Origin of the sequence: Cytobacillus citreus (genome assembly GCF_018343665.1) — a bacterium.
GTDB classification, from domain to species: Bacteria; Bacillota; Bacilli; order Bacillales; family Cytobacillaceae; genus Cytobacillus; species Cytobacillus citreus.
The window spans coordinates 203,086-223,600 of the sequence record NZ_JAGYPM010000001.1 but is presented as its reverse complement, the minus strand read 5'-3'; the positions used below and the strand labels follow the sequence as shown (position 1 = coordinate 223,600).

General features: G+C 36.6%; 16 protein-coding genes. 8 read left to right on the top strand and 8 right to left on the bottom strand.

Features of this window, described 5'->3' with window-relative positions; translation table 11 throughout:
- Window positions 1-2: 2 nt before the first annotated feature.
- Window positions 3-869: a CvfB family protein gene (locus KHA94_RS01215; RefSeq protein ID WP_213100347.1), complete on the bottom strand. Its 867-nt coding sequence runs from the start codon at window positions 867-869 to the stop codon at window positions 3-5.
- A 164-nt stretch (window positions 870-1,033) separates the two neighbouring features.
- On the opposite strand from KHA94_RS01215, the gene KHA94_RS01210 reads away from it, so the two are divergent.
- Window positions 1,034-1,525 (top strand): YajQ family cyclic di-GMP-binding protein, encoded by a 492-nt coding sequence (locus tag KHA94_RS01210; RefSeq protein WP_057774318.1) that lies wholly within the window; start codon window positions 1,034-1,036, stop codon window positions 1,523-1,525.
- A 75-nt stretch (window positions 1,526-1,600) separates the two neighbouring features.
- Here the strand turns inward: KHA94_RS01210 and KHA94_RS01205 are convergent, their stop codons facing one another.
- A complete protein-coding gene (locus KHA94_RS01205) occupies window positions 1,601-3,145 on the bottom strand; it encodes an alpha-amylase family glycosyl hydrolase (protein WP_213100346.1) in 1,545 nt (514 codons plus the stop codon).
- A 325-nt stretch (window positions 3,146-3,470) separates the two neighbouring features.
- On the opposite strand from KHA94_RS01205, the gene KHA94_RS01200 reads away from it, so the two are divergent.
- Window positions 3,471-4,034 carry a DUF2777 domain-containing protein gene (locus KHA94_RS01200; protein WP_213100345.1) on the top strand — a complete coding sequence of 188 codons (564 nt, stop codon included), beginning with the start codon at window positions 3,471-3,473 and terminating at the stop codon, window positions 4,032-4,034.
- Between the two features lie 585 nt (window positions 4,035-4,619).
- Here KHA94_RS01200 and KHA94_RS01195 read toward each other — a convergent pair.
- From KHA94_RS01195 to KHA94_RS01180, 4 genes are all read right to left on the bottom strand, one after another.
- Window positions 4,620-7,538: a bifunctional diguanylate cyclase/phosphodiesterase gene (locus KHA94_RS01195; RefSeq protein WP_213100344.1), complete on the bottom strand. Its 2,919-nt coding sequence runs from the start codon at window positions 7,536-7,538 to the stop codon at window positions 4,620-4,622.
- Window positions 7,539-7,677: 139 nt separating this feature from the next.
- Window positions 7,678-8,034 (bottom strand): YisL family protein, encoded by a 357-nt coding sequence (locus tag KHA94_RS01190; RefSeq protein WP_213100343.1) that lies wholly within the window; start codon window positions 8,032-8,034, stop codon window positions 7,678-7,680.
- A 134-nt stretch (window positions 8,035-8,168) separates the two neighbouring features.
- Window positions 8,169-9,068 carry a fumarylacetoacetate hydrolase family protein gene (locus KHA94_RS01185; protein WP_213100342.1) on the bottom strand — a complete coding sequence of 300 codons (900 nt, stop codon included), beginning with the start codon at window positions 9,066-9,068 and terminating at the stop codon, window positions 8,169-8,171.
- 174 nt (window positions 9,069-9,242) lie between these two features.
- Window positions 9,243-10,838, bottom strand: a complete 1,596-nt coding sequence (locus KHA94_RS01180) for a long-chain-fatty-acid--CoA ligase (RefSeq protein ID WP_213100341.1) — start codon at window positions 10,836-10,838, stop codon at window positions 9,243-9,245.
- Between the two features lie 206 nt (window positions 10,839-11,044).
- On the opposite strand from KHA94_RS01180, the gene KHA94_RS01175 reads away from it, so the two are divergent.
- The 6 genes from KHA94_RS01175 (at window position 11,045) to KHA94_RS01150 (ending at window position 13,027) form a co-directional block, all read left to right on the top strand.
- Window positions 11,045-11,266, top strand: a complete 222-nt coding sequence (locus KHA94_RS01175) for a spore germination protein (protein WP_213100340.1) — start codon at window positions 11,045-11,047, stop codon at window positions 11,264-11,266.
- A 15-nt stretch (window positions 11,267-11,281) separates the two neighbouring features.
- Entirely contained in the window at window positions 11,282-11,479 is a 198-nt protein-coding gene (locus KHA94_RS01170) for a spore germination protein GerPB (RefSeq protein WP_213100339.1), read from the top strand.
- A gap of 63 nt (window positions 11,480-11,542) precedes the next feature.
- Complete coding sequence (gene gerPC / locus KHA94_RS01165; protein ID WP_213100338.1) at window positions 11,543-12,163, top strand: spore germination protein GerPC; 621 nt, start codon at window positions 11,543-11,545, stop codon at window positions 12,161-12,163.
- Window positions 12,163-12,339, top strand: coding sequence for a spore gernimation protein GerPD (locus KHA94_RS01160; RefSeq protein WP_213100337.1), 177 nt, complete (start codon window positions 12,163-12,165; stop codon window positions 12,337-12,339). Before gerPC ends, KHA94_RS01160 begins: the two co-directional genes overlap by 1 nt.
- 2 nt (window positions 12,340-12,341) lie before the next feature.
- Window positions 12,342-12,734, top strand: a complete 393-nt coding sequence (locus KHA94_RS01155; RefSeq protein WP_213100336.1) for a spore germination protein GerPE — start codon at window positions 12,342-12,344, stop codon at window positions 12,732-12,734.
- Between the two features lie 74 nt (window positions 12,735-12,808).
- Window positions 12,809-13,027 carry a spore germination protein gene (locus KHA94_RS01150; protein ID WP_213100335.1) on the top strand — a complete coding sequence of 73 codons (219 nt, stop codon included), beginning with the start codon at window positions 12,809-12,811 and terminating at the stop codon, window positions 13,025-13,027.
- A gap of 36 nt (window positions 13,028-13,063) precedes the next feature.
- On the opposite strand, the gene addA is transcribed toward KHA94_RS01150, so the two are convergent.
- Together addA and addB are read right to left on the bottom strand one after the other, a co-directional pair.
- Window positions 13,064-16,822 carry a helicase-exonuclease AddAB subunit AddA gene (gene addA / locus KHA94_RS01145; RefSeq protein WP_213100334.1) on the bottom strand — a complete coding sequence of 1,253 codons (3,759 nt, stop codon included), beginning with the start codon at window positions 16,820-16,822 and terminating at the stop codon, window positions 13,064-13,066.
- Window positions 16,800-20,315, bottom strand: a complete 3,516-nt coding sequence (gene addB, locus KHA94_RS01140) for a helicase-exonuclease AddAB subunit AddB (RefSeq protein WP_213100333.1) — start codon at window positions 20,313-20,315, stop codon at window positions 16,800-16,802. The genes addA and addB overlap by 23 nt, the downstream gene beginning before the upstream one ends.
- Window positions 20,316-20,515 lie beyond the last annotated feature (200 nt).

Here is a 20,515-nt window from a genome sequence, read left to right as displayed (position 1 = left end):
GTTTATTTTTCGTCTTTTATATAAGTCCATCCAGCTTCTTGATAAATTCTCCCTTCCTTCATTAATCGTCCTAGTGCACGTTTGAATGAGGCTTTACTTAGTTGAAAACGATCCAGTATATCTTCGGGTGTACTTTTATCTCCATAAGGCATTGCCCCATTGCGTGATGCCAAATAGGATAAAATAATTTCCGAATCCTGATCAAGTGCCTCATGTTTTCTCGGAGACAAAGAAACATTAATGGTTCCATCTTCTTTAATATCAATGATTCTGCCTTCTACCTTTTCACCAAGTCGTGGTTCTGTTTTCCTCTGAGATTCATGAATAAATCCCTTATAACCTTCTGCTGTATATAACCAGCTTCCTACCTTCGCAGTTCGGTATATGTAACCATGAATATTTTTATTAAAATCTTTTCTTGTTGCTTTTTCAGATATTTCTTCAATAATAGGATCAGTAGCTAATTTAACATATATTCGATTGTTTTTATTTACTCTTAGAGTAATGTAAAGCATATCCCCTTCAATTGGCCATACAGAGCTATGTACAGGGAGATCTTCTTCTCCTAACAGCATGTCCTTATTAATACCAATATTCAAAAATACACCTATTCCAGGCTTTATATCACTAACCTTTGCCCATCCATAGGAGTCCGTTGTTATTTCGGGAATTTGCGTTGTGGCGGCTACTCGCCCCTTCGAATCTGTGTAAAGAAATACCTCAACTTCCTGACCTTCCTCTAACTGCATATCTGTATCGTTTTTGTGCAATAAAACGTCCTCATTGCCGTCAGTCAAAAAATAGCCAAAATCTGCAAGTCTTTCAGTCTTTAATTGAACTGAACGGCCAATTAATTCATTTAAAGCCATATTAGCTCCTCCTTCATATACATCCAATTATATTAAATTTTACTATTATCCTTAATGTTGTTTAGACTGCTATATTTTACTATAATTAATGTAAAAGTAAAACTTCTTTCAAAAGTCCGTATCAATTTGAACTTTTTGATTAGAGGATGTTTAAGGAGGCAGTCATGTCAAAAGAAAGCTCATTTGATATTGTATCCAAAGTTGATTTTTCTGAGGTTACAAATGCAATTAACATTGCAATGAAGGAGATTCAAACTCGCTATGATTTCAAAGGAAGTAAAAGCAATGCTTCACTTGATAAAGAGGAACTCGTACTTATTTCTGATGATGAGTACAAGCTTGGCCAGCTTAAAGATGTCCTAATTAGCAAAATGATTAGAAGGGGCATTCCAATAAAGAATCTGGATTATGGTAAAATTGAAGGCGCTTCTGGTGGAACAGTTCGCCAAAGAGCTAAAATTGCACAAGGAATCGACAAAGAAGATGCAAAAAAAATCAATACCCTCATTAAAAACAGCGGTTTAAAGGTTAAAAGCCAAGTACAAGATGACCAAATTCGTGTCACTGGCAAAAACCGTGATGATCTTCAAAAAATCATTGCAGCCGTAAAAGAAGCAGACCTCAACGTTGAAGTTCAATTTGTAAATTATCGATAGAAATTCAAAGAGCACCTGCTAAAGTGGAACAATAAAAACAAGCCAAAGGAAGCTTAATCCTTTGGCTTTATCTTCTTATTCTTCCTGCGCTCTCTTCCTTTTTGATCTTCTCCAAACCATGAAAATAAACACAATAAAGGCTCCATAAACTAAAATTGTAGCGGTAACATATGGGATATTGATACCTGATTTTTGTGATAAAACATAAACCTCAGCTTCTTCCCTGTCAATAATAAGCTCATAATGACCATCTTTACTTTTGACAAGGTCATTTGTTAATAATCCCCGAAGCTCTTTATCATCTTCTAATTGATCAGCATTGATTGAAATATTTTGCGACTCAGATGTATTATTAATAGCAATCACAGTGGTTTCATTTTCAAATGTCCTTTTATAAACAGTTACACCGTCTTCATTAGCAAGCCACTTCATTTCTCCTCTAGTTAAGCTTGGGAAATTAATCCGCAGTTCACCAAGTTTGGTAATATAGTCAATGAGATCCTTATCCGTTCTGAAATCCATTTGTCGATGATTGTCTGCTCCCACACCGCCTTCTAATGCAATTTCACTGCCATAGTATACAACTGGAATTCCCGGTGTCGTATACAAATAAGTTAAGGCTAGCTTCCACCTAGGCCCTGGATGTTGATTCTTCTCAACTGTATCATGTGTAAAGCGGACTGTATTGAGATTATCCATGGATGATCCCATTAAATAAGGATTTTTATAAATGGAAAGCAATTCTTCTTTCTGCTTATTCATCTCAATTAAAGATTTGTCTACTTGATCAAAAGCTGGTCTTAAGGATGCTGTAAGAGGATAATCAATAAATCCATCCATTCCGGTTTCTTGATATTCGGCAATCCTATGAGGATCGTTAGAGCTTACCTCTCCAAGGAGATAGAAGTTATCCTTAGCAGCTTTTACCTCTTTGGCAAAATCAGTCATAAAATTTTTGGATACTTGATCAACTGAATCTATATAATAACCATCAATATTTGTTTCGGTAATCCACCACTTTGCAGCATCAATTAAATAATTCTTAAGCTCCTGATTTTCTTGATTCAATTTAGGGAGACCTTCTAACCAATCCTTTACAATGGGCTGCCCGCTATCTGTTAGTTGATTTCCTTCTTGATTATTGAACCAATCCTTCTTGTCAGCTTCCTGCATCCATGAATGATTTGGGCCAACATGACTAACAGCAAAACTCATCATTACTTTCATATCTCTTTTATGAGCTTCCTGAACGAGCTTTTTAAATTCATCTATTGTTCCAAAATGTTCTTCCGTATTATAGAAGTCTTTAACCCAGTAGCCATGGTAGCCATTATCTTCATTATCAAATACAGGTGTCAGCAAAATGGTTGTAAAGCCCATATCCTTAATATAATCTAGTTTTTCGATAATTCCCTGAAAATCACCTCCGTGAAAGCTTTTCGGATCTTTTACATTAACATGATAATCATTTTTGAAATCCCCATTATTAAAGCGATCCACCATTAAAAAATAGATGGATTCATCTTGCCATTTTCGATCTTCTTTTTCGACCGCTCCTACAGGTAGGGCGTAAAAAAGAAGCAACGGGATTAAGATAAGAGTCCATACTCTTTTTTTCATCGTCGCTCCCCCTCCTTCAAAATCAAAACAAAAAATAATTTCTATTTGCTAGTATTAAATACACAACTCTTTAAGATTAGCCTGTAACCCCCTGTTACGTCAAATTACATACATTGGAATTGAACTTTAATATTTTGTTATAAAGCAAATCTAATTTGGGTATTTAGCCATATCCGTTTTGTATCCGAAAGACATTTATGCGAATAACCTACTATAGGGAATTATATTGGAATGGTATAAAAATAGGTAAATATCACTTATAAAGTTATAAAAATTGAAGAATCTGTCTAAAAAGATTGTTGAGGAAATCAAATGGAGGTTTTTTATGAATAGACAGCAGCGCACTAAACTTTTAGAATACCAAACCCGCGCATTCACTGAAGGGACCATTGAATACATTAATGATCAATGGGTATTTTTTGATAAAGATACTGAAGATGCTTCATTATTGGATGAATTCCTCCACCAGGAAATTGAATTATATCGTTTTAAGCGCTGGAAAAAGGGGTTATTACTTGAAGAAGGAAAGATTTCATTGGAAAATGAAGTATTTTCTCTAAAGGATCAAGATTCTTTGAGAATACGTAAGCTTCTTGTTTTTTCTTTAGAAAAATTGTTAGATGAAATGAATGATGATGCTTTTTTCCAATTTATCACCACATTAAACTCTTTGCAGTTCTCAATTCATGATTGTATATATTGCTATAATCAATTATCCTATCTTGAAAATAGCGATAGGAAAAGTGGAGTTAATATTATTGTTTTCGATAATCAAGAGCATATTTGCAATGTACAGCATCATTTCAGTTACTTTGAGAAAACAAACGATCGCTTTGAATTCACATTAAATAGCGGGAAAAGAATGGTAATTGAAAAAATTTCTTTATAAGAAAAGCGCAAGCGCCTTCGAAACAATCAAAAGTCAGATTGTTCCTGCGATGATTATTCAAAGCAGCTTTCCTTAGTGCTCACCCCCGACAAGCATAAGACAGGCAGACGGGAAAGTTGTTCTTTAACTTTCTTGGCGGACTGACTTATGACCTCGAGGTCGACAAAAACGCGACGTCCTGTACGTCGGGGGTAGGCGCTGGAGCTAGACAATTCTCAAACTCGAGAAAAGTTATACTTTCTTATTTTATAAAGAAAACTTGCCGATTGGCGAGCCTTGGAAAGGCGAAGACAGAGGCGTAGTTGCACTTATCGCGCTCATACATGCCACGTCCTCCCAAAAGCTTCTCTTTTGGTCGTGCGATGTATCTCTGACGAAGCTTTCCTTATCCTGTGGCATTCGCCCGACTAGGACATCCTCGTAAAAGCTATCGCTTTTCCTTCGTGCGATGTTAATCGCTATCGAAGCCCTCCTTGTCCTGTCCGTCGTACTTAATTCCTAAAATTGGCAACTACGTCGAATCATCTTCTGCGATGGCAATTTATACTTACTTAAGATTTACTGAGCCCCTTTCCATTATATTCACTAATGATTATTCACAGTCTGTCCTAATCCTTTTTCAAAATCAATTGCTGGGAGTGGTCTATGGATATAGTAGCCTTGAGCATAGTGGCAATTTAATTCTTTCAAAAGTTCAATTTGTTCCTTTGTTTCTACCCCTTCTGCTACAACCTTAACTTCTAACCCATGTCCCATTGTTATGATCGCTTTTACAATTGCAATATCATATGTATCGACTCGTAGATTATTAATAAACGATCGATCAATTTTCAATGTATTAATTGGTAAGTCCTTTAAATAACTCAATGATGAATACCCAGTACCAAAATCATCGATTGACACTTTAACACCTAGCTTTTGAAGAGATCTCATAACCGGAATGCTATAATCGATATTTGTGAGCATTGTACTCTCTGTAAGCTCTAATGTTAAATATTGTGGATCTAGTTTTGATTCAGCTAATGCTTGTTTAACTTCATTTAAGAAGCCTGGCTGCTGAAACTGATACGCCGATACATTGACAGACACTGACAGACGATCATTTCCAAGTGATTGCCATTTATTATTTTGAATACAAGCAGTTCTTAGGACCCAACGGCCAATTTCCTGGATGATTCCAGTTTCTTCAGCTAATGGAATAAAATCTGCCGGCGATACGAGCCCCAATTTCGGATGATTCCACCGAATCAATGCTTCACTTCCAAATATTTTTCCTGTCTCTAAATCGATCAACGGCTGAAACATTAAATAGAATTCGTTTTTCTGAAGGGCCTTTCGTAAGTAGCTTTCTAATTCTAATCTTGTCATAGCCTGATCATTCATTTCAGTAGAGAAAAAAGTAATTCGATTTCCTCCCTGTTCTTTTGAACGATTTGTGGCAATATCAGCATTTTTCAATAGATCATGCTCATTCAGGCCATCTCCTGGAAAAAAGCTAACTCCAATGCTTGCTGTAACAAAGAATTCTTGATCCTTGTGATGAACAGGATCAGCAATTTCTGTGAGAATAGATTTCGCTGTCTTCATGGCCTCTTCAATTTGAACATCCTTTGAAAGAATGACTGTAAACTTATCTCCGCTAAATCTTCCAATATACGATCCACTTGGAAGAACTTTTTCCATTCGATAGGCGAGCTCCTTTAAAATCATATCTCCAGCAAAATGACCAAGGCTATCATTAATAAGTTTAAAACGATCAATATCAACAGAAAGGACGGCAAGCATTCTCTTTTTCTTCTTTGCTCGCTGTAGCATGATTTCGAGCTGCTCAGTAAATTTCATACGATTTGGAAGACCGGTATCATGATCATAATTAGAAAGCTCAGTAATTTTTTCTTCAATTTTCTTCTGTTCTGTAATATTTCTTCCAATCCCATATATTCCAACACATTCTCCATCAACTGTAATCGGAATATTTTTTATCTGGAAGAGATTCATTTCCCCTGATTTATTCATCAGTTTTACATTATAATACTGTTCTTTTCCTTTAAGTGCTTTGTATAAATGCATCTTAACACGGGCAACGTCTTCACTTAAAACATACTTCATTGCTGATGTTCCAAGTAATTCATTATTGCTTTCACCAAACATTTTCTCAAAAGCAGGATTGACACTAGTAAAATGTCCCTGTAAATCAGCAGAATAAACAATATCTGTATTATTATTAAAAAGAGATTTATAATATTGCTCAGATATTTTTAAGCTCTCATTTAATTGGTAAAAATCATTCTGTGATGCTTCCATTAAGTGAGTAAGCGATGATAATGTTTTCAATTGGTCAGGCATTGTATATTTAAATACAAGCCGTTGATCCTCTCCTCGCAGGGACTGTTGTTCGGATAAGGATAAATATGTAAGAGTTAACCCGACTAGCTGCGGCTCCCCTGATTTTCTGGAGGCTATTTCCCCTTGAGAGAAAAATCCATTTGCAGGAGCAATGCTCTGCAGCATAGCCAATTCTTTTTCAGAAAAATCTCGAGAAAATTGTTTTCTTGACAAACAATTATAGACAAAAATGGTTTCAACCTGTTTTTTCGCTAGCTGTTTAAAGCCTTGCAATGAACTATTAATAGTCCCTTCAATATTTGGATAAGCAAAGGTTAGCTGCTCCCCTTCTGCTACTTTCCTATTTACTTTAATAGCTCCATTTTTCAATATCTCTAAAATAAATAAAGTGACTTTTTCACCTTTATGCTCCTTAATGAATGGAAATTCTGCCCCTGAATTTGGAATGCCTTTAGGAAAGCCTTCACCTAAGTAATGTATTAAAAGTTGAAGAGGCTTTTTCTTGTCTATGGAATAAATAATGTCTCCAGTTGCCTTCGTAATGGTAAAAGCCTTCCCTATTTCCTGCCACTCGAAATGACTGTTAGACTGAACTATAAGCTGTTTGCTTTGAAGGGAAACCGCCACTACACCTTGATTTGTTAATTCGTCTTTCGTAATTGCATAAGATTCATTCGTAAATTTATTATTACTCGCTGCTCCACCTGCAACAATTAATTGTGGGTTGACATGATAAACCCCATTTATCAGCGATTGAGCATCTATTTTATTTCCGACTGGAAATAATATTAGTGCCTTTGTGTCAAAATCTGAAAGCTGCTCAGCCAAACTTATCCCCATATCAAAACTATTTTCATAAAAATCTTGATGCAGCAAAATCGATTTTAATTCTGTCTTTTCAAAGATAGTGAAGGAAAGAATAGCCTCATTATCGATCATTCTACCCTCAATAATTTCACCAGAGGACGTACAGCCTATGACAGTTGCGTAAGGAAGATATTCTTTTATTGTGCTTTGGAGCTGCAGAATAAAAGATCTATCTGATTTTCCAGAGAAAACTTGAATAAGCAGATTAGGATATTCATTCAGCTCATGATTTTCAATAAAACGATTTAATTGACTATTATTTTCAAAAATACATGTGATTGTTTTAGCCATGAGAATCACCATAAATTCTGAGACATAATTATAAGATAAAAATACCATAAAAAATGATTTCATGATATGTCAAAAAAACAAAAAACTGCCTTTTTCGGCAGCTTTTTTCAAGAAATTGAAGTTTTTTATCGATTTTTGTTTAAGAAAGAAAGGTTAAAGGCAGTTTCATAAATCCTAAATATAGTACAAGAATAAGAGAAATGACGAATAGAAGCCAGAACATTGTTGTGCTCTTTCCCTTAGCTAAACGGACAAGGATCATTTCAATACTTGCAATGACGACAATACCGATTAATGACTTTATAATATAAAGCATACTAATACTGTGAAGAGAACTCAAAATCCATATTCCCGTTCCAATGATCAGAAGATAAAATAATCTTAAAATCATATGAACAACCTTTAATCCTCTTGCTTTCCCACTTCTATGTAATCCCAGTGCAACGAAAAATAATACAAGTGCTAAAACCCATGTTGTTATGTGTGCATGTATCATAGATTTGCCTCCTTAACTAAAATCGATTACATCATATCATATTTTAAACATAAAACCTAAGGTTAAGGTTTAATGTTTTTATTATTAACTATATGATTATATGAGTAATACCTTTTCACATAGAAACCAAATAATTAATCTTGTATTTTATTAGATAAGATCCCGATTTTTTCTACTGTAATGTCGATGACATCCCCTTTTTTCAGGAATCGAGGTGGCTTGAAACCTTTTCCTACTCCTGCAGGTGTTCCTGTTGCAATGATATCTCCCGGTTCAAGAGTCATTCCTTCAGAAAGAACGGAGATTATTTCTTCAATAGGAAAAATAAAGTTTTCAGTATTGGAACTTTGTCTAATTTCTCCGTTAATGGTTGTTTGGATATTCAGCCTATTTGGGTTTTCAACAGCTGATGAGTGCAAAATCCATGGGCCCATTGGACAAGTGGTATCAAGGCTTTTTCCAATAAAAAACTGCTTATGACGAGCCTGAATATCTCTTGCTGTTATATCGTTAATGATCGTATACCCAAATATATAATCAAGGGCTTCTTCTCTCTTAATCCCTTTTCCTTCTTTTCCGATAATGACTGCGAGTTCTCCCTCATAATCTAGCTCCTCAGTTAAATCATGATGACTTAGAACCGTTTCCTTATGACCGATAACAGTTGTTGGCGCTTTAGTAAAAACCATTATATGCTCTGGAATGTCATCTTTGCTCCCCATCTCAATTGCATGATCTGCATAGTTTTTGCCAACACAGAAAATATTTTTGCTTGGGCGTGGAATGGGTGCCAATAGTTTTACAGATTTAATTGGAAGAAATACATCTCCATTGCTATCTGCCCAATCTAATAAATTATTTACCTTTTGAATAAATGTATCCCCCAATGCAATGCATTCTAGCATCGTCTCTGGAAAGTCTTTGCTGCCTGATTTTCTTTCAGAGGCTTTATTTAGCGGCAGGAATTGTGTTTCAGCTTCATTTACTAGTCCTACAAAGATTTCACTGCTCATTTCTGCTGTTACAAACTTCATATGAACACCTCATTTTTATTTTCACGTTTCTATAATGGAATACTGAAATAACTAAAACTTCTCTTTTACTATTCTAACAGGACCATAATAATGTTGGCTAATTCAAAGTCGACTGAATTCGAAAAGCTGCAACACTATGCTGCAGCTTTTCTTTTGAGATTATAAGATCGAAGACTAATTTACAAACCTCCCAGGGGTATTCCCCTTTACTTCCCAATAGTCATTTCTTAGGTGGATTTTTTGAATTTTTCCAGATGCAGTTTTTGGCAATGCTTCGACAAATGTGACAGCGGTTACTGCCTTAAAATGTGCTAGCTTTTCCCTTGTAAATGTAATAATATCCTGCTCAGTTACTTCATGATTTTCTTTAAGAACAATAAAAGCATGAGGTGTCTCTCCCCATTTTTCATGAGGAACAGCAATGACAGCTGCCTCTATAACTGCAGGATGTTCATATAGAGCACCTTCAATTTCAATTGACGAAATATTTTCTCCTCCACTAATAATAATATCCTTCTTACGATCAACAATATCAATATTTCCATACATATCGACAGTTGCCATATCCCCGGTGTGCAGCCAGCCGTCACGGATTGCCTCCATTGTCGCCTCTTTATTTTTCCAGTAGCCCTTCATAACGCCATTACTTCTCGTAATGACTTCTCCTATTTCCTTTCCGTTATGAGCAACTTCCTCCCCAAACCCATTTACTACCTTTACTTCACAGCCGATCATTTGGTAACCAGCTTTTGCTTTCATCCGATATTGTTCCTCAATCGGCAAGGATTTCAAATGGGAGCGAATAACTGAGAACGTACTTAATGGAGATGACTCTGTCATGCCATATACTTGAATAAATTCCCATCCAATTTCCCTTTCTAACCTTGAAACAAACGCAGGTGGCGGAGCTGAACCGGCAATAACTACTCTTAATTTCTGTGTAATATCCGGATCGTTCTTTTCAAAATATTGGATTAGAGAGTTAAGAACGGTTGGAGCCATATGCATGATTGATACTTTATGGTTTTGGATGGCTTGAAAGATTAACTCAGGCGAAGCCTTTCTTAAGCAAACCTGTGCAGCACCATTAGCAGTGTAATAAAATGGAGACCCCCACCCATTCACATGAAACATTGGCAATACATGCAGCAGTACATCTTGATCTTGAACTCGAAGATGATGCATCGTAGTTAGTGCATGCAAATAATTATTTCGATGAGTCAGCATAACTCCCTTTGGATTCCCAGTTGTTCCACTCGTATACAAGAGGCTACATACATCGTTCTCGTCGATAAATTCTCTTTGGAATGGAAGATCTGATTGGCTTGAAAGCCATTGATCGTAATCCGTTTCTTCAGAATAATCTTCTTTATAATGGATAATAATTTTTTCAACTGTTTTTAACTGACTTTTGACAGGTTCAATGAGATTGTATAAATCTTGATCAACAAACAGCACCTTTGTTTCACTGTGGTTCAAAATGAAAACATAATCATCTGGCTTAAGGCGAATATTTAACGGAACCATTACAGCCCCCAGCTGGAAAACTCCATAAAACCCTTCCAGCATCTCTACAGTATTGGGTGCCAAATAAGCTACACGTTCTCCTTTTTTTACGCCCAGACCTTTTAATCCATGGGATAGACGATTAACCCTGTGGTTTAGCTCATTATATGTAAAAACTCTTGTATCACAATAAATTGCTTCTTTAGATCCATATAAAGAAACAGCACGATCTAAAAACTGATTTAAAATTAAAGGGACATTCATAATCAGACACCTCACCGAATATTTATTAAATTCTAATAATATTTTACCATATTTATTCAAACAGTTAAGAACTTTTTTATCTGTTATAGTACAATATTTCGCTAATATGAGTGGGAATCGTTGTTTTAAAGAATTATTAGGCTTTTTAATCACAATCTTTTTCTAGGCACATACGATATTAGAGAAAATAATAAAGGATGACGTATATGCCAGCAATTGTAGGTGTTGCCCAAGTTATGTCTATTGGATCCGGTTCAGTTTTCAACATTGGGGATGTATATAAAATAATGCCTATAGCAAATGCAAAAACCTATTCTGGGGCAGGTTCTTTTAATACTGGTGATGGATTAAATGTTTACAACCACCAAAGCAGTACGAACACATATGATTCAGACGGAACAGATCAAGGGATTATTTTAAATGCATAGTTAAAGGTGATAATTATGAATTTTTATATCCAACAATCCATTCAAATAAATTTCATTAAGATTGGAGGAGTATCTAACTCATCCGTATTTCAGATCGGCAGTGCAGGTATGATTATTCCATCTTCTTATTTATACAATACTGGAGGTTTTACTCAACCTGCACCAACAGCAGCTGCTGTTGCAACACCTTTAGTACCATTATCAAGACAATAATTAAACTGTTATGGATATGCACTCTTATTCTTGATTCTTGAAAGTCAAAAATGAGGTGGGAAAATGACTTCAGACTTATATTCTTATCTGCAAAAATTACATGTATTTATCGAGCATCAGGAGAAGAGAATCCTTAGCTTAGAGAGAAAGGTTTCTAAACTAACAGAGGAAACAAAAACACTAAAAGATCGTCCAGCGGTTAATGTTGACAAAATTGAGTATAAATTTGATCAGCTTAAGGTAGAAACCTTAGAGGGAACATTAAACATCGGACTAAATCCATCCGATTTAAATAATATTGATGATTTTTCCATTGAAAATAAAGGTATAAAAACTCCATTCTCACCAAATGATCAAATGTATAGGACAATTGATATTGAAAATGCCATTAATCATTATTTAGATAATGAACTGACCGAATTCATCACCGAAATTGGCAAGAATCAGAATATAGATATTGGTGAACCACAAATATCCTTTATTAAAGAGGATATTAAAAAACAATTACCAAGCAGAATTGACTTTTATCTTAAAAAATATCAATCTCCTGAATATGAAAACAATGCTGATCGAACTAATAATTTGAATGATGAAATCATAAATCAGCTGAAAATGGAAATTCAAAAAGGAGTTCAAACCTTTTTAAACCATTTGCCTGATAATGTGAAAGGATTGAAGAATTAGTGAACTTCCATGTTTATAATCGGGATCTTTCAGTAGGAAGTATACGAATCATCGGGGTATCCAGCTCCTCCATATTAATGATTGGAGATACACAAACAATTCAGTTGGCATCCGTTTTTGATACACCTCCAGAGTCTTTAATAATCGGACCTTTTGTTCCACTGGCACGGGAGTAACTATGTTTCGAAGAACATCGATTGTCGATGAGGTTAAAATAGGTACCATGTTCTATTCTTCTATTTTTGAAATTGGAGACTCCTCCATCATACAAGGCTTTTCACGGGCACTGGCAGTTCAAAGGGAACAGGAAACTTTTTATGGAAACGAAGGAAACTTTAATATCTATCCAGTTTTTACTCAACCCATTCCATTGCAGCCCGTTGAAATAAGTATTCCTATGTATACAGAAAATCTGAATCCGATTATTAAAGTTAATCATATAAATATTAATGGTGTATCCGTAGCTTCCGTCGTCCATATTGGAAGCAGCAATCATGTCTCAATGGAGACAAGAATTAAGCATATTCGCCAGCTGTTTCCGAAAAATAAAACTCAATCTGTAGACAGATAAAACTTAAACAGCAGGTTAATCTTTGATAAATCATCTCTTTTGAAAAATCGTCAAAATAGAAAAGGATGTTTTGTATGCCAGCAATTATTGGCCCCGTTCAAATTATTAATGTTTCTGGCGGAGTTGTTCAATTCGGTGATGCGGTAATTATCTCTCCAAAAAGCAGCTCAAAAACAACTTCAGGGCAAGGAGCATCAAATAATGGAGGTTTCATTATTACAAATAATGGATTGAATGCAAGCAATGTTCTGGATACAAACCTAATTGATCAGCCAATTGTTGGAAATAATTAAAACAGGCTAGGGAAATGTACTCCCATGCCTGTTTTATTAAAGCTTGATAATATGTGCTCCATCAAAAAAGAATAAATACCTCTCACTAATTTCCCTTTTTAAAATTTTCTCCAACGCCTTCGAGTACATGTCTATTTGCACTCGGTATCGTTCCTCTAGCACTGGCTTTGCTTCAGCAAATCCTCCCTTAAAACGATTGGTAATTCCATCTGTTTTATAATCTAGGAGCACTAGACCATGTTCATCTTCAAACAGACAATCTATAATTCCTTGGATCAAAACATGCTCATTTTCGCCTTCCCATTCATGGTAGATATCACTAGTAGGAAATGAAACACTAAAGGGAATTTCACGCTTAATATCCTTGGCTTGCATCATCCTTTTTCCAATGTCTGTTTTGAAAAACTGTATAATTAAATCCGGATCAATCGCCTCACACTGCTCAGCAGTCAACAGCTCTTTCTGAACCATTTCTTCCATTTTTAATACAATTGATAAATCAGTTGGCTCCTTACTGAAATCAACATGCTGCATCACCATGTGCATAGCAGTCCCTTTTTCCGCGGGAGTTAATGACTTCTCCTGCATGAATTGAGGACGGTTTAATAATGGCTTCTTAAATTTATGAATGATTTCAATTCCACCATCTTCAGAAGCGAATATTTCCTTCTGCCTCTTTACTTCAGATACAGACTGTTTCGAACGATGATTAGACGCTTGCAAATGCGTGTATTCCCATGATAACTGAGCTTCAATCATATCTTTAAATGGTGATTCCACTGGGATAGCTTCTCCACTAAATACTTTATCCAATAAATCTTCACTTTGAATATTCATTTCTTCTGCAATACTCGCAGCTTCATTGCCGTTTAATATTTGGACATTCCAGCATGATGGGTGTGCAATAATTTCTTCTGAAATTAGCGGATTTATTCCTGACCCATTAACTCTCAATTGTTCACAGTCTTTATGTCTCACTAGCGAAGGCCCTATCCAGTCTAAGTATGTGTTTGCCGATGCCCGATCAAATTCATTAAGGAGCCAATCTTGCGCTTCAGCACTTTGCCCCCACCCGCTCAGCTTCTTCTCAGCACTTTTTACAGAGGCAACTAAATATAGCTTCTCTTTCGCTCTTGTTAAAGCCACATAAAGAACACGAAGCTCCTCTGCCAGCATTTCCATTTTCTTTTTCCGTTTAAAAGCAAGCTGAGGAAGGGACGGATACGAGATTCTTTTTTCAGCGTTAACGTATTTTGCTGCAAAACCGTATTCCTTATCAAGCATATAGGCTTTTTTCAAATCCATCGTATTAAAATTACGGCCAAGCCCTGCTATAAATACAATTGGAAATTCAAGCCCTTTACTGCTATGAATCGTCATCAGGCGTACAACATCCTCCTGTTCCCCTAATGCACGAGCTGCACCAAGATCATCTCCGCGGTCACGCATCCTTTCGATAAATCTTAAGAAGCGGAATAATCCTCGAAAAGATGTAGATTCATATTGCCGCGCACGATCATAAAGTGCACGGAGATTGGCTTGTCTTTGTTTCCCTCCAGGCATTCCGCCTACAAAGTCATAAAACTTTGTTTCTCGGTATAAGTGCCAAATTAGCTCAGATAATGAACCCTGTCTTGCTTTCACACGCCATTCCTTTAAATCTTCAAAGAATGGCAATAGTTTTTCGTACAAATTCTCTGTTTGAATTGAAGGCTTTTCCAAACAAAAGGCTGATAAAGCTTCATAAAAAACACCTTTTTTATGATGAATCCTAATCTGCGCCAGTTCTTCCTCTGTTAACCCAACTATCGGCGATCTAAGGACAGATGCAAGCGGAATATCTTGATACGGATTATCAATAATTTTCAAAAGTGACATCATGATAGCTACCTCAGTTGCTTCAAAATAACCAGAGGACAAATTCGCATATACTGGAATACCCTGTTGCTTAAATTCTTCCATGATTTGCGGTGCCCAAGTCATGGAACGAAGTAAAATAACGATGTCACGGTACATCGCAGGTCTTCCAGTTTTTGTTTTGGGATTATAAACTTCTTTCCGTTCAGTTATTATTTCTTTTATTCTTGAAGCCATATATCTTGCTTCAAGCTGAGACTGAGCTAAATCAGCACTATCAAAGGCATCCTCTTCTATTTCTTGAGGCTCATCTTCTTCTTTTCCTTCTAAATCGATTACCGTCAATTCTATTGGATAGGATTCATCCGCTGGGTATGGGGCTCCATTTATCAATTCTGCTGCTTCATCATATTCAATTTCCCCTACAGAAACATCCATCAGCTGCTTAAAAAGATAGTTTGTTCCATGAAGCACTTCTTTACGGCTTCTGAAATTTTTAGCGAGGTCTATTCGCAAGCCAGCTTCTTCGCCATCTTTTGTAAACCGGTTATACTTCCCTAAAAATAAATTCGGTTCTGCAAGCCTAAAGCGGTAAATGGACTGCTTCACATCACCAACCATGAAAAGATTGCCCACTTGCTCTGAATCATTTATAACAAGCTTTAATATGGTTTCTTGAACCATATTGGTATCTTGATACTCATCAACAAGTACTTCTTTAAACTGTCTTTTGCAAGCGAAGGCAGCTGCTGATGGTAATAATGCACCATCCTCTTGAATCGTTGATAGTATATTTAGGCAATAATGTTCGAGATCGGCAAAATCGACAATTCCCTTTTCAGATTTAACTTGCTCAAATCGGAGTGAAAATGACTTTACAATTGAAACAAGTGACTCGATATGCTGCTTCATCTCACTCATATCTCGAATAAAGCTCTCAGGCTTACGTGAGAACAGCTCGTCTTGGATATCCTGAATGATTTTTTTAGCTTTATCTCTAAGCTTTTTCGCCTTTTCAATTAATTCGCTGTCATATTCCTCGCCTTTGCAATTCTTTGCTCTTCCTAAGGACCATGATTGCATTGCTTGATAAAGTGTTGACCACGAATCGGTCTTAGCTTGGATAAGCGTATTAACAACATGCAGGTCATCGATGAAATTTTCGGCTCTTGGTGCAGGACCACCAGGAAGCCTTGTCAGCTCAAGTCCATATTCGAGCAATTGTTTTGCTCCATTTAGCTGCAAATCGATATCGTGCAACAGAGATTGAACAAATGGGAGCTCCTCAATTTCTGTTTGTTTATCTATATTATACATCTCTATGATTGAGTCTAAATATTGATCAGGCGAAGGATTTGCCCGTGCAAAATCATACAAATCCCTAATTATTTCCTGTAGAGCAATGTCACTGCGATCATTTGTGAAAGTATCAACTAAGGCAAAGAAGGCCTCATTTCCTTCCTTCCCATACTCCTCTTCAAAAAGCTCTTCAAGCACTTCATCCCTTAAAAGCTGGGCTTCTGTTTCATCAGCAATCCGAAAACCTGGATCAATATCGATCATATAATAATACTTCCTAATCATTTCCAGACAGAAAGAATGAAGGGTAGAGATCGAAGCTTTATTTAATAAACTTAACTGTTTTCGTAAATGAATAGATTTCGGATTTTCGTTAATGGCTTTTTCCAAAGCCTCTCCAATTCTATGTCTCATTTCTGCAGCCGAAGCATTTGTGAAGGTTACAACGAGCAATTCATCCACATTGATTGGATCTTCTTCAGAAATAATTTTATTAATGATACGTTCAACAAGAACAGCCGTTTTCCCGGAGCCAGCCGCAGCAGCAACTAAAATATCCTGTCCTTTGGCCATAATGGCTTTCCACTGATCATCTGTCCAAGTAGCATCAGCCGGCTTAGATGGTATTCGTGTTTTCATTTTCCTCTACCTCCCTTCTCATACTTTCAAGTACCTCATCCTTAGGCTGTGGAACAAGTAAACGATAGTCGTTGCCATCAAGGGATTCATCAAATTGGCAGACAGACTTAAAGGAACAAAATGTACAAGGCGTTTTCTCCTTAAGTTTATAAGGGGAAATATCCACGTTGCCTCCAATAATTTGGTTACCTGTTTTTGTATACATTCCCCGCACATATTTGCGTAAATGATCGAATTCCTCTTTACTAGCAATTTTTGAGCGTTTTGAAAGACTGCCATCCTTCTTTATTCCTGCAGAGATGATGGATGAATCTCCTGTCACCAGTGTCTGATCCATGAGCTTAACGACATTTTCTTCTCCGAGCAAAAGGCCATTCATTTTATACTTTTTAAAGATTTCCTGTTCGATTTCTTCAAGTGTCAGCATTTTTGAAGTGTTAATGATTGGGTTATGAACATGGAAATATAGGACACCAGCCGGATTAGCCTCTGTTCCAATAAGTGCTTTTGAATGGGAGATAATGATGTCTAAATAAGTGAGCATTTGCAGGGCAAGACCGTAATATACCTCGTTGATATTTAAATCTTTTGAACTGGATTTATAGTCTATCACCCGAAGGAACACATCATTTCCATCCTGTGCCTTGTCGATACGGTCAATTCTGCCGACAAGCTCCATTTTAGTCCCATTTTTAAGCGGGAAGGAAAGTGGAGGAAGATCAGCTTTTGGCCCGGGCCCGAATCCAAGCTCTAGCCCAACCGGTGAAAAGCCGCTTGCCTTTGCATGCTCGCTTAAAATAAATGATGCTCTGCTAATAATTTGCTCAAGCTTCCTTTTAATATAGTAATGGCGATTGGAGCTTAACAAAATTTCATTTTGTAGTTTTGGTGCGAGCATTTCAACTGCTTCTTGTGCGAGAATTTCACATTGCTGCCTTGTTAAATCTGTCCATGACAGCCTTTTATTCATAACAGTTTCTGCAATGTATTTAAGTGCAGCATGGAATAATTCACCGATATCAGGAGCTTCCAGACGGAAAATCTGCCGCTCCCTAAGTTTCAGTCCATGCTGGACAAAATGTGAAAACGGACAGCCATGGAATAATTCCATTCGGGAAACACTAGCCTGAATGGTATCTCCATAAAGATCTTGACTAATTTCTTCATTTAATTTTCGTGTTTGATTCTCATAGTTAAGGCTAGAAAGAACCTTTTGGACATTTCTTTTCCAGCTCTCATTATTAAGGTAGAAATTATAAATATCCCACCAGAAATCAAAAATTGGATAATTTCTCTTTTTAAGCTGCAGTTGTGATGTTAAATAGGCGAGTGTCGTATTTAAGTTGGAAACATACTCCAGCTGTTCGATTTCAGGCAACTCAGCGAGGTCTGCTAAATAATGATGCCGATTACATTCCGGCAGCAAATCTTGTATTCTTTTAATATAGGATGAAGGCATTAATGCCTTCCCTTCCTCATTCGCAAGCGGATAGCTTATAAAAAGCCATTCCGATGGAGTTACAAATGCTTTATAAGCGATAAAATCCTCATCGAGAAGACGAGTTCTGCCTGATGGAGCAATTCTCATTCCATTTGAAAGGAGCTTCTCTCTATCATCATCTGCAAATACTCCGTCCTCTGAAAACTTAGATGGAAGAATTCCTTCATTCATCCCAATAATAAAGGCAGCCCTAATATCTGAAAGCCGAGAATTTACCAAATCAGCTGCTACAACTTGATCTAGAGAAGGAGGGACAAGTGAAAAGCGAAGAGTCTCCATTCCAGCATCAAGGATTGAAGCAAACTGCTTAAGTGCCACCTTATCTTCTCCAAGCATTTCTACATATTGATCTAGAAGCTCCATGATGGCATTCCATACTTGTCCATGTTCTCTTGATTTTACTAGATTCCCTTTTTCCTCTTCCGAATTCTTCCATTGTTCTATTTTAGCCGGAACATCCAATTCCTCAAGATATAAATAAACAGCTTCACAAAATTGACGGCCGTATTTTGCTTTGTTTAAGCGCCGTGACAATCTTAGAATTGGACCAGTAATCATATCCCTTAAATCATTAAGCTCCTGCTCAATTTCTTTTTCGGCATCCGTTTGAACGAAGGAATCAAATTCTAATCCCATGATTCTCCGGTAAATCCATCTTTTCTTATTCGTCCATTTATCTCCTTGAATCCCCTTGGCCAAAACATAATTTTCGAGCCTATCCATTTGTTCTCGCAATAAAGTGGCATTTAATTTTACTGGATAAATTAATTCTGTTTTTACTGCTCTAAAAATCGGCTCGTAGCGCCAGTTTCCGTTAATGACCTCAAGCGTGGAACGGATTAATTCAACTAGAGGATGATTCAGCATCGTCCTTTTTTGGTCAATAAAGACAGGGATTTGATAGTCTTGGAAAACCGTTTCGATTAGGTCATGATAGTCTTGTCCATTTCGTAAAAGGATAGCTATATTTCGATATCTCATCCCTTCTTTACGGACAAGCTGATTAATTTTCCTAGCGATTCCTTCGATTTCAGCTCGGCGATTAACAGCTTGGCCAATGTGAACAGCTGTTTCTCCTTTGTAGCGGGCAGCAGGCCTTGTATCAAAATTTGCTTCAAGATGCTGTAGGGACGGCTTTTTCCATCGTTTCTGATCGGAAAGCAATATTTCCTTTATTTGCAGTCCATTTGCTGTAGCAATTTCATAGATTGTCTGACAATTCTCACCAGACATTCTAAATAAATGAAGTTCATCAGGTGAATTTTGCTTAAATGGCCGATCAAGCGTCAGGGTAATGGTTACTTTTTTGCATAGCTTCATTAACTGCTCAACAATCATATATTCCTGAGGGGTAAAGCTATAAAATCCATCAATATATACTTCTGCGTCTTTTAAATAAGCTGATTCTGAAGCTTTTTCAGACAGAAGACGAAAATAATCCTCAGAATCTAAATATTTATTAATAATCGATTCTTCAAATGTTTTATAGATGAGTTCAAGGTCGTGAAGCTTATCCTGAAGGGCATTATTTGATTGCTCCTCTGTTGATAATTGGTCGTGTCTTTCTGCCAGCTCTTCCGGTTTAACACAATACCTTTTGAATTCTGTAATAATTTGTTCAATCTGCTGGATGAAGCCATTTTTATCTGCAGCACGTTGAAATAGCTTTAGCTCTTCCTTTTTTTCATCGATAATTTTTCGAATTAGCATACTAATGCCAACGCTATTAATATGATAACGGTTCATGCCGCCGGTTTCCTGTAAAATTCTCCATGCTAGACGGGTTAATGAATAGACCTGGCAACGGATCATCCCGCCAAGGTCAGGTGTTGTAATCAGCTTGTATTCTGATAAAAAAGTCATTTGTTCTGGCACTAAATAAATGATGGGCGTGCTTCCATCTGGTTTTCTTTTTAGCTCATCACGAATTTCATTCAGACAGTACTCCGTTTTGCCGCTGCCAGAACGGCCGATCAATAATCGCACCGACATACTCAGTCTCTCATCCTTTCTTAGAAAAACTTGGCGTTCGCCAAGTCCTTTTTGGCGAATGCCTTAGTTTTTCTTATGGGATCTTATTAGCAGATATTTAATTGTACACACACTTTACTTTAGTACGTTAATAAACTTAAACTTTCCTATTAGCTAAAAAAAACGAACTTATTCTATGAATATATTATCACAGAAGCCGT